This window comes from Agromyces salentinus (assembly GCF_009749395.1).
GTDB classification, from domain to species: Bacteria; Actinomycetota; Actinomycetes; order Actinomycetales; family Microbacteriaceae; genus Agromyces; species Agromyces salentinus.
Genome location: NZ_WBIR01000017.1, coordinates 75,174 through 88,858, shown reverse-complemented (window position 1 = coordinate 88,858; position 13,685 = coordinate 75,174). Strand labels below are relative to the sequence as shown.

General features: G+C 69.4%; 12 protein-coding genes. 10 read left to right on the top strand and 2 right to left on the bottom strand.

Annotation, left to right across the window (positions count from 1 at the left end):
- Window positions 1–6 precede the first annotated feature (6 nt).
- On the top strand, window positions 7–2,178 hold the full coding sequence (locus GQQ95_RS15120) for a discoidin domain-containing protein (protein WP_246205569.1): 2,172 nt from the start codon (window positions 7–9) through the stop codon (window positions 2,176–2,178).
- 69 nt (window positions 2,179–2,247) lie between these two features.
- Here the strand turns inward: GQQ95_RS15120 and GQQ95_RS15115 are convergent, their stop codons facing one another.
- A complete protein-coding gene (locus GQQ95_RS15115; protein WP_157428499.1) occupies window positions 2,248–2,478 on the bottom strand; it encodes a tautomerase family protein in 231 nt (76 codons plus the stop codon).
- Window positions 2,479–2,489: 11 nt separating this feature from the next.
- Complete coding sequence (locus GQQ95_RS15110) at window positions 2,490–3,281, bottom strand: IclR family transcriptional regulator (protein ID WP_157428498.1); 792 nt, start codon at window positions 3,279–3,281, stop codon at window positions 2,490–2,492.
- 119 nt (window positions 3,282–3,400) lie between these two features.
- On the opposite strand from GQQ95_RS15110, the gene kduI reads away from it, so the two are divergent.
- The 9 genes from kduI to GQQ95_RS15065 all read left to right on the top strand — a co-directional run bounded on the left by kduI (window position 3,401) and on the right by GQQ95_RS15065 (window position 13,685).
- Window positions 3,401–4,219 (top strand): 5-dehydro-4-deoxy-D-glucuronate isomerase, encoded by an 819-nt coding sequence (gene kduI / locus GQQ95_RS15105; protein ID WP_157428497.1) that lies wholly within the window; start codon window positions 3,401–3,403, stop codon window positions 4,217–4,219.
- On the top strand, window positions 4,216–4,983 hold the full coding sequence (locus GQQ95_RS15100; protein ID WP_212275500.1) for an SDR family oxidoreductase: 768 nt from the start codon (window positions 4,216–4,218) through the stop codon (window positions 4,981–4,983). The genes kduI and GQQ95_RS15100 overlap by 4 nt, the downstream gene beginning before the upstream one ends.
- A gap of 49 nt (window positions 4,984–5,032) precedes the next feature.
- A complete protein-coding gene (locus GQQ95_RS15095) occupies window positions 5,033–6,136 on the top strand; it encodes a sugar ABC transporter substrate-binding protein (protein ID WP_157428496.1) in 1,104 nt (367 codons plus the stop codon).
- A 1-nt stretch (window position 6,137) separates the two neighbouring features.
- Window positions 6,138–7,172, top strand: coding sequence for an ABC transporter permease (locus GQQ95_RS15090; protein ID WP_246205568.1), 1,035 nt, complete (start codon window positions 6,138–6,140; stop codon window positions 7,170–7,172).
- Window positions 7,169–8,728 (top strand): sugar ABC transporter ATP-binding protein, encoded by a 1,560-nt coding sequence (locus GQQ95_RS15085; protein WP_212275498.1) that lies wholly within the window; start codon window positions 7,169–7,171, stop codon window positions 8,726–8,728. Before GQQ95_RS15090 ends, GQQ95_RS15085 begins: the two co-directional genes overlap by 4 nt.
- Window positions 8,728–9,729: an ABC transporter permease gene (locus GQQ95_RS15080; RefSeq protein ID WP_157428494.1), complete on the top strand. Its 1,002-nt coding sequence runs from the start codon at window positions 8,728–8,730 to the stop codon at window positions 9,727–9,729. The genes GQQ95_RS15085 and GQQ95_RS15080 overlap by 1 nt, the downstream gene beginning before the upstream one ends.
- A gap of 20 nt (window positions 9,730–9,749) precedes the next feature.
- A complete protein-coding gene (locus GQQ95_RS15075; RefSeq protein ID WP_157428493.1) occupies window positions 9,750–11,234 on the top strand; it encodes an aldehyde dehydrogenase family protein in 1,485 nt (494 codons plus the stop codon).
- A 947-nt stretch (window positions 11,235–12,181) separates the two neighbouring features.
- A complete protein-coding gene (locus tag GQQ95_RS15070; RefSeq protein ID WP_157428492.1) occupies window positions 12,182–12,790 on the top strand; it encodes a VOC family protein in 609 nt (202 codons plus the stop codon).
- A gap of 28 nt (window positions 12,791–12,818) precedes the next feature.
- Window positions 12,819–13,685 (top strand): fumarylacetoacetate hydrolase family protein, encoded by an 867-nt coding sequence (locus GQQ95_RS15065; RefSeq protein WP_157428491.1) that lies wholly within the window; start codon window positions 12,819–12,821, stop codon window positions 13,683–13,685.

Sequence of the window (13,685 nt, the reverse complement as noted above, 5' to 3'; positions counted from 1 at the left end):
GACGACATGACGACACGACGAACGGTGCGAGCGAGGACCCTCGCCGCACTCACGACGGCGGGCCTCGTGGGCGGCGGCCTGGTGCTGGCCGGCCCCGCTCCCGCGAACGCCGCCGACTGCGCGGCCCTGCCGACGGGCTCGATCACCGCGAGCGCCTCCAGCTCCGAGGGGCCGTTCACCGCGAACCTGGCGGTCGACGGCAACGCGCAGACCCGGTGGGGCTCCTCCTTCGCGGATGCCGAGTGGCTCGCCCTCGACCTCGGCGAGGAGCGCGACATCTGCTCGGTCGAGATCGACTGGGAGGCCGCCTATGGTCGCGGTTACCGCGTACAGGTCTCCGACGACGGGTCGAACTGGACCACCGCGGCCACGGTCACGGCGGGTGACGGTGGCGAGGACACCGTCGCCGTCGATGCGGCCGGCCGGTGGCTCAGGCTCGAGGGCACGCAGCGCGGCACGGGATACGGCTACTCGATCTTCGAACTGCAGGTGCTCGTCGGCGACGGCGGCGAACCGCCGGTGGGCGTGATCCCCGGCGGCGGCGACCTCGGGCCGAATGTCCACGTCTACGACGACCAGACGCCCGACTCGACCATCCAGGCCGAGCTCGACGCGGCGTTCGCCGCGCAGGAGACCGAGCAGTTCGGGCCTGCCCGCTCGCAGTTCCTCTTCAAGCCGGGCAGCTACGACGTGCACGCGCACGTCGGCTTCAACACCTCGATCAGCGGCGCGGGGCAGAACCCCGACGACGTGACCATCAACGGCGGCGTCTGGGCCGACGCGCAGTGGTTCGGCGGCAATGCGACGCAGAACTTCTGGCGCTCCGTCGAGAACCTCGCGATCGTCCCGCACACCGGCGAGGCGCGCTGGGCCGTCTCGCAGGCCGCGCCAATGCGCCGAGTGCACGTGAAGGGCGACCTGAACCTCGCACCATCGAGCTACGGATGGGCGAGCGGCGGCTTCATCGCGGACTCGAAGGTCGACGGCGCGGTGCGCTCGTACTCGCAGCAGCAGTGGCTGAGCCGCGACTCGACCTTCGGCTCGTGGGAGGGGTCGGTCTGGAACATGGTGTTCTCGGGGGTCGAGGGCTCACCTGCTCCGAGCTTCCCGAACCCGTCGCACACCGTGCTCGATGAGAGCCCGATCGTGCGCGAGAAGCCGTACCTGTACTGGGCCGGCGACGACTGGGCGGTCTTCGTGCCGAGCGCGGCGACCGACACGCGCGGCACCACCTGGGAGGGCGGGCTGACACCCGGCGAATCCATCCCGCTCGACGAGTTCTACGTCGCGAAACCCGGCGATTCCGCCGAGCGCATCAACCAGGCGCTCGCGCAGGGGCTCAACCTCCTGCTGACGCCCGGCATCTACCACGTCGACGAGACGATCGAGGTCGAGCGGGCCGAAACCGTCGTGCTCGGACTCGGCTACGCCACGATCGTGAACGACGGGGGCGTCGCGGCGATGCGGGTCGCCGACGTCGACGGGGTCAAGCTCGCGGGCGTGCTCTTCGACGCCGGCACCGAGCACGCACCGGTGCTGCTCGAGGTCGGGGAGGCCGGGGCATCCGCCGATCACGCCGACGACCCGATCTCGCTGCACGACGTGTTCCTCCGCGTCGGAGGGGCGGTGGCCGGCAAGGTCGACGACGCCCTCGTGGTGCACGCCGACGACACGCTCGTCGACCACATCTGGTCGTGGCGCGGCGATCACGGCGAGGGCATCGGCTGGAACCTCAACACGGCCGAGCGCGGGTTCGTGGTCACGGGCGACGACGTCACGGCCTACGGCCTGTTCGTCGAGCACTACCAGCAGCACAACACCGTCTGGAGCGGTGAGCGCGGTCGCACCGTGTTCTACCAGTCGGAGCTGGCGTACGACCCGCCGAACCAGGCTGCGTGGATGAACGGCTCCAAGCATGGCTGGGCGAGCTACAAGGTCACCGACGACGTCGACGAGCACCAGGCCTGGGGCGTCGGGGTCTACTCCTACAACAACGTCGACCCGAGCATCGTCACGCACAGCGCGATCGAGGCTCCGGCGAAGCCGGGGATCCGGCTCCGCAACCTGCTCTCGGTGTCACTCGGCGGCAACGGCATCATCAGCCACGTCGTCAACGACATCGGCGACGAGGCCAGCGGGACCGACACGATCCCGAGTTACCTGGCCGCGTTCAACTGACCAGGACCAGCAGGACGGGCGGCGCGGTGACCCCGCGTCGCCCGAAACTGCGAAGTCGTCTCGCTCGGGTCAGGACGCGGCGCCGCCGAAGCGGGAGACGACCGACGAGCGCGAGTCGTCCTCGCTCGCGAGCACGCCGCCGTTGGCGACGAAGTCCGCGGCGACCTCCTCGAACATGATGCGCACGTCCTGGCGGCGGGCGCCGAGCGCCTCGACGGCAGCGGCGGTCACGCGCTCGGCGAAGTCACGGCGCTGGTCGACGGTGCGACCGGGCAGCAGTTCGACACGGATGTTGGGCATGGGGATCCTCCTCAGATCGTCGTGAACCGCCGGCCGCCGAATTGGCGGCCGAGGCGTTCCCTGGCTTCGAACAGCAGGTCGATGATCGCTCGCTCCTTCTCCTCGTCGAGTCGCGCCACTGGCACGGAGCAGCTGATCGCGTCCTTCGACGGACTCTGGAAGGGCAGGGCGACGGCGAAACAGCGCATGCCGATTCCGGCCTCCTCTGCGTCGATCGCGTAGCCGAGCTCGCGTACCTGCGCGAGATGCTCGATGAGGGCGTCGCGCGACGTGATCGAGTGCACGGTCGAGGCCGGCAGCGTCTCGGGGATGAGCGACCGCACCGTGGAATCGGGGAGCTCGGCCAGCATGACCTTGCCGAGCGCGGTCGCGTGGGCCGGAAGGCGGCGGCCGATGGCCGAGAACATGCGCAGCGGATGCACCGACTCGCGCTTGGCCATGTAGACGACGTCGGGCAGTTCGAGGCGGGCGAGGTGGATCGTCTCGCCGGTGTCGGCCGCGAGCGCGTCCATGGCATCGGACGTGCGGAGCACCGTCGGGTCCTGGTCGACGTACGACGACCCGATGAGCAGCGCGCTCATCCCGAGCCGGTAGGTCGACCGCGAGGCGTCGGCCTCCACCCAGCCGCGGTACTCGAGGGTGCGCAGGATGCTGTGCAGACTGGACTTGGGGATCCCGAGCCGTGCAGCCAGCTCCCCGAGGCTCGCCGCGCCGCCTGCCAGGCTCTCGAGGATCTCGAGCGTGCGATCGGCGGACTTGACGGGCACGAAGTCGTGCTCGTCGGCGGTGATCGGCTCGAACATCTCGGCTGCTTTCATTCAGAATGCCGGATGGCATTCCCCTACTTGACTCGACGATCACCATAGCCTACCGTCGGCGTGCAAGCCAGTGAATGTCGTTCAGATATGAGAATGGAACCGCCGTGAATCGAGACCGTCACGCCACGAACCCCGCCGCGGCGCGCACCGCGTCGACCCAGGAGCTGCGCGACGCGTACCTGGTCGACGGACTGTTCGCTCGCGGCGAGGTGCGCACGCTCCATACCGCGGAGGATCGGATGCTCGTGGCCGGCGTCGTCCCCGATGGCGGTGAACTCTCGTTCGGCGAGATTCGGGCCCTCGGTGAGGGAGGGCTCGAGCGCCGCGAGTTCGGCGTGGTCAACATCGGCGAGCCCGGCGAGGTCGTCGTGGACGGCGTTCCGTTCGAGCTCGGGCACCGCGACGGCCTCTACGCGGGGCGCGGCTCGACCCTCGCCTTCCGCGGCGACGGGGCCAGGTTCTACATCGTGACCGCAGTCGCGCAGGCGTCGCACCCGACCGTCCTGCTGCCCTTCGCTGACAGCGAGCCCGTCGAACTCGGCAGCGAGGCCGGCGCCGGCCGGCGTGCCCTGCACCGGTACGTCTGGGGCGAGGGCCCGACCGCATCCAGCCAGCTGCAGTTCGGCGTCACCGTGCTGCACGACGGCGCCGTCTGGAACACGTACCCGCCGCACCTGCACGAGCGACGCACCGAGGTCTACCTCTACTTCGAGCTCGACGAGGATGACCGCGTCGTGCACCTCATGGGCGAGCCCGAGCACACGCGCCATCTCGTCGTCCGCAACGAGGAGGGTGTCGTCGCCCCGCGCTGGTCCATCCACTCGGGCGTCGGCACGGGACGGTATTCGTTCATCTGGGCCATGGCGGGCGACAACCGCGACTACGGCGACCTCGCCCCGGTGTCAGTGCAGGACCTGCGATGACCACCACCGCGACGACGCTGTTCTCGTTGGAGGGCCGCACGGCCCTCGTCACGGGGGCGAGCCGCGGCATCGGGCAGGCCATCGCCCTCGGCCTCGCCTCGGCGGGCGCCGACCTCATCCTCGTCGGGCGCGGCGAGTCGCTCGCCGGCACCGCCGAAGACGTCGCCGCGTTATCGCGCGAGGCCACGGTGGTCGATGCCGACCTCAGTGACCTCGACGGTCTCCGCGATCGCATCGCCGCGCTCGCGACCACCACCGAGATCGACGTGCTCGTCAACTGCGCGGGCGTCATCCGCCGCGGCGCCTTCCTCGACACAGACGACGCCCTCTGGCGGGAGGTCATGGCCGTCAACCTCGACGCGCCGAGGCTGCTCAGCAGCTGGGTCGCGGCCGGCATGCTCGAGCGCGGCCGCGGCAAGATCGTGAACATCGCGAGCCTGCTCTCGTTCCAGGGCGGGAAGGATGTCGCGAGCTACGCCGCGAGCAAGCACGCGCTCGTCGGCCTCACCCGGGCGCTCTCGAACGAGTGGGCCTCGGGCGGCGTGCAGGTCAACGCGATCGCGCCCGGCTACATCGCGACCGACAACACCGACGCGCTCCGGCGCGATCCCGTTCGCGAGGCCGAGATCCTCGCGCGCATTCCCACCGGCCGGTGGGGTCGGCCCCTCGACATCGTCGGGGCCGCGGTGTTCCTCGCCGCTCCGGCATCCGACTACATCACCGGACACACCCTCGTCGTCGACGGCGGCTGGATGTCCAGGTGACCACGACCACCCACGAAGCACCATCCCCTTCACGAATCGGAGTCCGAAGATGAATTCCACAGCAATCCGCCGGCGGCGCGGCCTCGCGGTCGCGACGATCGGCTTCGCCGCCATCGCCCTGGTCGGCTGCGCCGACTCCGGCGCCGGGGGAGGCGGCGGCGACGAAGCCGCGGCCGCCACCTGCGCGCCGGAGGACATCCAGCTCATCGGCCAGGTCCGCAACGAGACCAACCCCTACGAGAAGTCCTGGCTCGACGGCGGCGACGCCTTCGCCGAGTCGGTCGGCCTCACCCAGACCCGCCTGACGTACGACGGCGAGTCGCCCAAGCAGCAGGAGCAGCTGCGCCAGGCGATCAGCACCGGCAACCCCGAGTGCATGGTCCTGAACGTCCTGCCCAACGGCGACTCCGACACGACGCCCATCGTCAAGGAGGCGGATGCCGCGGGCGCGTACCTCGTGACGCAATGGAACAAGCCCGCGGACCTGAACCCGTGGGACGGGTACGACACGTGGATCTCGCACATCACGTTCGACGGCGTGGACTCCGGCCGGCAGATCGCCGAGGCCATGTTCGAGCAGATGGGCGGCTCGGGCGGCATCATCGCGCTCCAGGGCATCCTCGACACGGCCGCCGCGAAGGACCGGTTCACAGGCCTTCAAGAGGCGCTCGCCGAGAACCCCGACATCGAGCTGCTCGACGAGCAGACCGCCGACTTCGACCGCACGACCGGGTTCGAAGTCACCAAGACCCTCATCACGAAGCACGGCGACGCGATCCGCGGCGTCTGGGCGGCCAACGACGACATGGCCCTCGGCGCGCTGCAGGCGCTCGAGGCCGCCGGCATGAGCGATGTGGCGGTCGTCGGCATCGACGCCGTGCCCGAGGCGGTCCAGGCCGTGGCCGACGGCACCATGACCGCGACGGTCTCGGTCGACGGTCCGTGGCAGGGCGGTGTCGGTCTCGCGATGGGCTACTGCGCACTGACGGGCGAGCTCGACGTCGCGGGACTCAGCAACGAGCAGCGTGCGTTCTTCGCGGAGCAGACGCTGATCAACGCCGAGAACGCGGAGGAGAACCTGACCCCGAAGGCCGACCTCGAGGACTTCGAGTGCGGCAACCTGTTCGACCGCGTCACCGGGCCGGTGAGCTGACGTGGCGCCCGCCCGGCTCGGGCTGGCTCCGCCCGAGACCGGGAGGGCCCCCGGCTCGCCCCGTCCCTCGCGGCGGCCCGATCGCGCGACCATCCTGGCCGACTTCGGCCCGCTCGGCGCGCTCGTGCTGCTGTGCCTCCTCTTCGGGTTCCTCAGCCCGCAGTTCGCGACGTGGGGGAACGTCCGCAACGTCCTCGACTCCGCCTCCGTGCTCGCGGTCATCGCCGTCGGGCTCACGTTCGTGCTGCTGCTCGGCGCGATCGACCTGTCGATCGAGGGCGTCATGGCCACCGCCGCGCTGAGCGTCGCGCTCCTCGTGGCCAACAGCCGCAATGATCTCGACTTCGGGTTCATGGGCGTCCTCGCCGCGGTGGCGATCGGCGCCGGCTTCGGGCTCGCGAGCGGCCTGCTGTCGACCGGCCTGAAGATCCCCTCGTTCATGACGACCCTCGGCATGTCGGCCATCGGCATCGGCATCGCGACGGTGCTGTTCGGCGGCGTCCAGCCCGCGCTGCGCTCGCCCGAACTCGCCGAGTGGGCCTCCGGGCAGTGGTTCGGGCTCACGCGCCTCACGTACGTCGCGGTCGCGGTCGTGCTCATCGGCATCCTCGTGCAGCGGTACACCCGGCTCGGCCGGTATGCGCGGGCCATCGGCGGGGCTGAGGAGCTGGCGCTGCTCTCGGGCATCCCCGTGCGTCGCTACAAGACCCTGGCGTTCACGTTCGCGGGCGCCACGTACGGGCTCGCCGGCGTCATGGTCACCACCCAGCTCGGGTCGGGTATCGTGCAGGCCGGCGTCGGCCAGAACTTCGCGGCCATCACGGCGGCCGTCGTCGGCGGGACGCTCCTGTCGGGCGGGCGCGGCGGGGTGCTGCACTCGATCGTCGGCGTGCTCATCGTCACGGTCCTGGTCAACGGGCTCGTGCTCATCGGGGTGAGCCCGTACGTGCAGGGTGCCGTGCAGGGCGTGATCGTCGTCGCAGCCGTCGTCATCACGGCATGGCCGCTGCGCAAGAGATTGAGAGTGGTCAAGTGAACCCCGACATCGAGACCGTCGAAGCCGAACAGTCGCCGGGAGTTCCCCCGGTGCTGGCGGTGCGCGACCTCCGCAAGCGATTCGCCGAGACCACGGCCCTCGACGGGGTGACCTTCGAGGTGCGCCCCCACGAGGTCGTCGGGCTCATCGGCGAGAACGGCGCGGGCAAGTCGACGCTGCTGAAGATGCTCGTCGGGCTCGCGCGGCCCGACTCGGGCACGATCGAGCTCCGCGGCCGACGCGTCAAGATGCGCGGCATCGCACAGGCCGGTGCCGCGGGCATCGGCATGGTCTTCCAGGAGCAGTCGCTCATCCCCAACCTCACCGTCGCCGAGAACATCCTGCTCGGCGCGGAGGGCCCCGCCGTCGTCGGCGGCCTCTACCGCTGGCGCGAACTGCGGCGGCGGGCACAGGTGCAGCTCGACAAGATCGGCTCGGAGATCTCCGTCGACGCCCTCACCGAGAGCCTGAGCTTCGCCGACCGGCAGCTCGTCGAGGTCGCGAAGGTGCTGGCGACCGAGGAGCGCACGAACGCCGAGCCGGTCGTGCTCCTCGACGAGCCGACCTCGGTGCTCGACCGCGACGAGACCGAGGTGCTCTTCGCCCAGATCGAGCGGCTGCGCACGCGCGCGTCGGTCGTCTTCGTCTCGCACCGCCTCGACGAGGTGCTGCGCGTCTCCGACCGTGTCTACGTGTTGCGGAACGGTCGCACCGTGGCCGAATGCGTGCCCGGCGACGTCGACGAGGCGACGCTGCGCAAGCTCATGATCGGCCGAGACCTCGCGGGCAGCCACTACGACGAGGAGCGGCAACTGCCGGCTCGCGAAGCGGTCAGGCTCGCGGTGCGCGGACTCACCGTCAAGGGCGTCTGCGACCACATCGACCTCGACCTCCACGAGGGCGAGGTGGTGGGTATCGCGGGCGTGCAGGGCTCAGGTCGCGAGGAACTCTGCCGGAGCCTCTTCGGCGCGCTCGCGAGCCGGAGCGAGTCGGTCACCATGCACGGTCGGCCGCTCAATGCCCGCTCTCCGCGCGCCGCGATCGCCTCCGACATCGGCTACGTCCCGGCGGAGCGCCGCCGGGAGGGCATGGTCGGCTCGATGTCCGTCGCCGAGAACATCACGCTCCCGCACATCTCGGAGGTGTGCGCCGGCCCACTGCTGCAACGCCGCAAGGAGCGTGCGCTCGCCGAGGAGTGGATCGAGCGGTTGCGCATCCGCACGCCGTCGGCCTCGGCGCAGCTCGGCTCACTGTCGGGGGGCAACCAGCAGAAGGCGGTGCTCGCCCGGTGGCTCGTCTCCGATTCGCTGCGCCTGCTGATCCTCGACCATCCGACGCGCGGCCTCGACGTCGGCGCCAAGACGGAGGTCTACCAGCTCATCCGCGATCTCACGGCTGACGGGGTGTCGGTGCTGCTCATGGCCGACAGCCTCGAGGAACTCATCGCCATGAGCCATCGCGTGCTCGTCATGAAGGACGGACGTGTGGCCGAGATCATCGATGCACCCGCGGGCGCGAAGCCCGCGCCCCTCCGCGTGCTGGAGGGGATGGTGTGATGAGCGTCACCGACAAGACCGGCGCCTTCTCCCGCCTCGGCGACGGGCCCCGGCTCACCCAGTCCGCGCGACGTCAGCTCCTGCTGACGGTCATGCCCGTGATCGTGCTCGCGGCGCTCGTCGCAGCGATCGCGATCGCGAACCCGAACTTCCTTCGCGCCTCGAGCATCTGGACGGTGCTCGATTCGGCGGTGCCGCTGATGATCCTCGCGTCGGGGGCGATGCTCGTCATCCTGGTCGGCGGCATCGACCTCTCCGTCGCGTCGCTCGCCTCGATGGCCTCGGTGCTCGTCGCCCTCTGGATCCCCGCGCTCGGTGGGTGGGCCGTCCCCGTGGTGATCATCGTCTGCGCGCTCGCCGGGCTGCTCCAGGGCGCCATCCACGTGGTCGCGCAGGTGCCGTCGTTCCTCGTGACGCTCGGCGGCCTCGCGGTCTGGTCGGGTGTTGCGCTCCTCGCCTCGGGCGCGTCGACGATCCCGGTCTCGGGTACCACCCTCGACTGGACGTTCACGCGGGTCGGTGCCTGGAACGTCCCGAGCGCGGTGCTCATCGCGGCGGCGCTCGTCGCGGTGTTCGCGCTCGTGCTCGCCTTCACGCCGGTGCGACGCTGGCTGATCTCGATCGGCAGCAGCGAACCGGCAGCACTCATGGCCGGCGCGCCCGTCACGCAGACGAAGATCGCGGCCTTCGTCGTCTCGGCCGCCTGTGCGGGTTTCGCGGGCATCATGCTCGTCGGCCGCACCTTCAGCGGGGCTCCGACTCTCGCGGACTCCCTCCTTCTGCCGGTGGTCGCCGCAATCGTCGTGGGTGGGACGGCGATCACCGGTGGATTCGGGGGGATCGGCCGCACCATCGTCGGCGTCCTCATCATCACGGTGCTCCGGGTCGGCCTGTCCGTGGCCGGCGTCGACTCCTCGTACGAGCAGATCTTCTACGGTGTACTCGTGATCGCCGCCGTCGCCATGACCATCGACCGCTCGAAACTCCCCTTCGTCAAGTGACGACAATCGAAAGGACCATCATGACCAACGCAGCCCTGCTGCCGAGCGTCGCCGCGTTCATCGGATCGCCCAGGCAGCTCCTCATCGACGGTGAACTGCAGGATGCCGCCGACGGCCGCACCTTCGCGACGATCGACCCCGCGACGGAGGACGCGATCACCCAGGTGGCGCAGGCCGGCACCGAGGACGTGAACCGCGCCGTTGCGGCCGCCCGCCGTGCATTCGAGCACGGCTCGGCGTGGAGCCGGTTCACGCCCCGCCAGCGCGGGCGCCTCCTGTGGAGGATCGCCGACCTCCTCGAGGAGAACGCCGACGAGCTGGCGCAGCTCGAGGCGCTCGACGGCGGCAAGCCGTTCGTCGGCGCGCGCGACGGCGACGTGGCCACGGCCGCCGAGCTGTTCCGCTACTTCGCAGGCTGGGCGAACAAGATCGAGGGCACGACGATCCCGTTGTCGAGCGAGACTTCGGACTTCCTCGCCTACACGGTGCGCGAGCCGATCGGCGTCGTCGCCGGCATCGTCCCGTGGAACTTCCCGCTGACGATGGCCGCCTTCAAGATCGTCCCGGCGATCACGGTGGGCAACACCGTCGTGCTGAAGCCCGCCGAGCAGACCCCGCTGAGCGCACTGCGCCTCGGCGAGCTGCTCCTCGAGGCGGGCCTGCCCGCGGGCGTCGTCAACGTGCTGCCCGGGTTCGGCGACACCGGCGCGGCCCTCGTCGCGCACCGCGACGTCGACAAGGTCGCGTTCACCGGCTCCACCGAGGTCGGCAAGAAGATCGCCGCCGCGGCCAGCCAGAACCTGAAGAAGGTCTCGCTCGAGCTCGGAGGCAAGGCCCCCAACATCGTCTTCGACGACGCCGACCTCGCGAAGGCGATCCCCGGCTCGGCGCACGCCGCGTTCTTCAACCAGGGCCAGTGCTGCGTGAACGGCTCGCGCCTCTACGTGCAGCGCGGCGTGTTCGACGAGGTCGTCGCTGGCATCGCCGAGATCGCCCGAGGCATCCGGGTCGGCAGCGCCTTCGACGAGCGCACCGACATGGGCCCGCTGATCTCCGACGAGCAGTTCGCGAAGGTCACCGGCTACCTCGAGGCAGGCGTCGCCGAGGGCGCGACCGTCGCCGAGGGCGGCGTCCGCGTAGGCGATCGCGGCTACTTCGTACGACCGACGGTGTTCACCGACGTCTCCGAACGGATGTCGATCCAGCAGGACGAGATCTTCGGCCCGGTCGTCACCGCGGTGCCCTTCGACACCGAGGAGGAGGCGATCGCCCTCGCGAACAACACCAGGTACGGCCTCGCCGCCGGTGTCTGGTCGCGCGACATCGGCACCGCGCACCGCGTCGGCGGGCGCCTGCGCGCCGGCACCGTCTGGCTGAACTCGTGGCATGCCGACGACGTGACCCTCCCGCGCGGCGGCTACAAGGAATCGGGCTGGGGCCGCGAGCTCGGCTCCTTCGGCATCGAGGACTACACCGAGCTCAAGACCGTCATCGCCGAACTCTGATCGCGGCCGGCCGATGGCCGTGACGCCGGTCCATTGAGACGGCGAGGGGCGGATGCCACGTGGCATCCGCCCCTCGCTAGGTCACGGTCGGTCGTGCGTCGGGCCGGCGGACAGAAAGGGGTGATCTCCGCGAGCTCCAACTGGCGATCCCCCCAAGGACCCGCTCGCGAATAACCCCGTTCGAACTGCTCGTCGTCCCCGACGGAAAGCGGACACGGTACCGCGCACTCGCCGCGTCGACGCCGGCCGCCGCCACCTTCACCGACGTCGACGAAGTCGTTCGCCTGGTGAACGAGTTCGTCACACCGGCTCTCGCAGGAACCGGAATCGAGGAACCCACGACCTGGCATCCGGGAGGGGTGGCCGCAGCGCGAAGCGGCCGCAGAATCGGCTCCAATCACCGCCGAGCGCCTCGAGGAGCCTTCGGGAGGCGAAATCTAGGTGAGGCCACACATCCGTGGCTGCAAGCCCATACGCGGCCACTGGCGTAGTCCACGATGATCACTCGGCTTCGCTCACCGAGGCGCCGTGCGTCGGAGTGGCGATCTACTGTTGAAGAGAGGTGAGCCACATGCGAATACTCGCCAAGCGATTCCGGCGATGAGATCCCGCAAATCCAAGTTCGAGGCCGACACGTCTATACACGGCCTACGGAGCCCGGCCTCGGCGTCGACGTCGATGAGGAATTCGTTGAGCGGCGCTCGCGTCGTGCGACCGTGCTGAGAGCCTGACAGGTGGTGGAACCAGCCTGAGCCGGCTCCACCACCTGCATCATCAGCCCAGGATCAGCCGCGCCGTTCCAGGGCCGTATCAATCCATAGACCGAACATGTCGAGGTCGCGGAGCGCCCCGCCCGCGACGGCTTTCAGTGCTCGCTCAAACTGTAGACAGTTTGTAGGAGGGCGTATACAGTTGCCTCGTCGTCACCCACTCGATGAGGAGCCCGAATGACCGACAACCGTAACCGGCGCCGCCCGATCAATCGGCCGGTGTTCCACCACACCACCTTCGCGACCCTCAAGCTCGATGAGATGGTGGAGTTCTACGAGGCCGTCGCCGGCCTCGAGCCCGTCTACCACGGCGAGAACGGCGCTTGGCTCACGAACGACGACGCGAACCACCGCATCGCGTTGCTGGCACTCCCGGACCTCGAGGCGCCGGTCAATAAGGGCCACACGGCCGGGCTGCACCACACCGCGTTCGAATACGCCGACTTCCACCTGTGGCTCGACAACTACGAACGCCTCGCGGCACGAGGCATCCGCCCGTTCCTGAACCTCGACCACGGCATGACGATGTCGATGTACTACCAAGACCCCGAGGGTAACGGCGTCGAGATTCAATTCGACACGTTCGGCGACTGGAAGAAGTCGAAGGAGTGGATGTGGGCGTCGCAGGAGTTCAGCGAGAACCCCATCGGTGAATACTTCGACCCCGAGAAGCTCGTCGAAGCCCGCAACGCGGGCCTCGACTGGGAGGAGATCCACCAGCGGACGCGTGCTGGCGAGTACGTTCCTGCTGTCCTCCCCGAGGTCCATCTTCCCGAGCTCTGGTAAACCCGCCACAGACCCGAAAGAAGGCATCATGCGCATCGCGAACCTCGCCGAGCGGCTCGTCATTCTCGACGCCGACCGCGCACTCGACGTGGAGAGCGCAAGCTCCGGTCGCTTCTCTTCCGACCCGCAGGCCGTGTACGCCCGCTGGGGCGAGTTCACCGAGTGGGCGGCAGGGCAGGATGTCTCTGCCGGCAACCCGTTCGATCCGCGTGTACTGGGCCCGGCGGTACCTCGTCCGCCGCAGATCTTCGCGATCGGCCTCAACTATGCCAAGCACGCCGGAGAGTCCGGGTACGCGGTTCCCGAGAATCCGGTTGTGTTCACGAAGTTCGCATCGAGCCTGACCGGTCCAGACGTCGAGGTGACGCTCTCCGGTGACACGGTCGACTGGGAGGCCGAACTCGTCGTCGTCATCGGCCACGGTGGTCGCGACATCGACGAGGGCGATGGCTGGAATCGGATCGCCGGGCTGTCGGTCGGGCAGGACCTCAGCGACCGCACCGTGCAGTTCTGGGGCGACCCTCCGCAGTTCAGTCTCGGGAAGTCGCGAGCCGGATTCGCTCCCGTCGGACCGGCAGTCGTGACGCTGGACGAGGTCGAGTCGAAGGCGGATCGCGACGACCTCTCGGTGCGGTGCACGCTCAGTCGACCCGATGGCTCCACCGAAATGCTTCAGGATGGCCGCACACGCGACCTGATCTTCTCGATACCGGCGCTCGTGGCCCGGCTCTCGGCCGTCGTCGAGCTGCTGCCGGGCGACCTCATCTTCACAGGCACACCGGAGGGCGTGGGCATCGGTCGCACGCCGGCCGTCTACCTCCGACCCGGCGAGGTCTTGACGACCGAGATCGAGGGCGTCGGCACGATCGTCCAACGATTCGTCTCGGAGGACTGA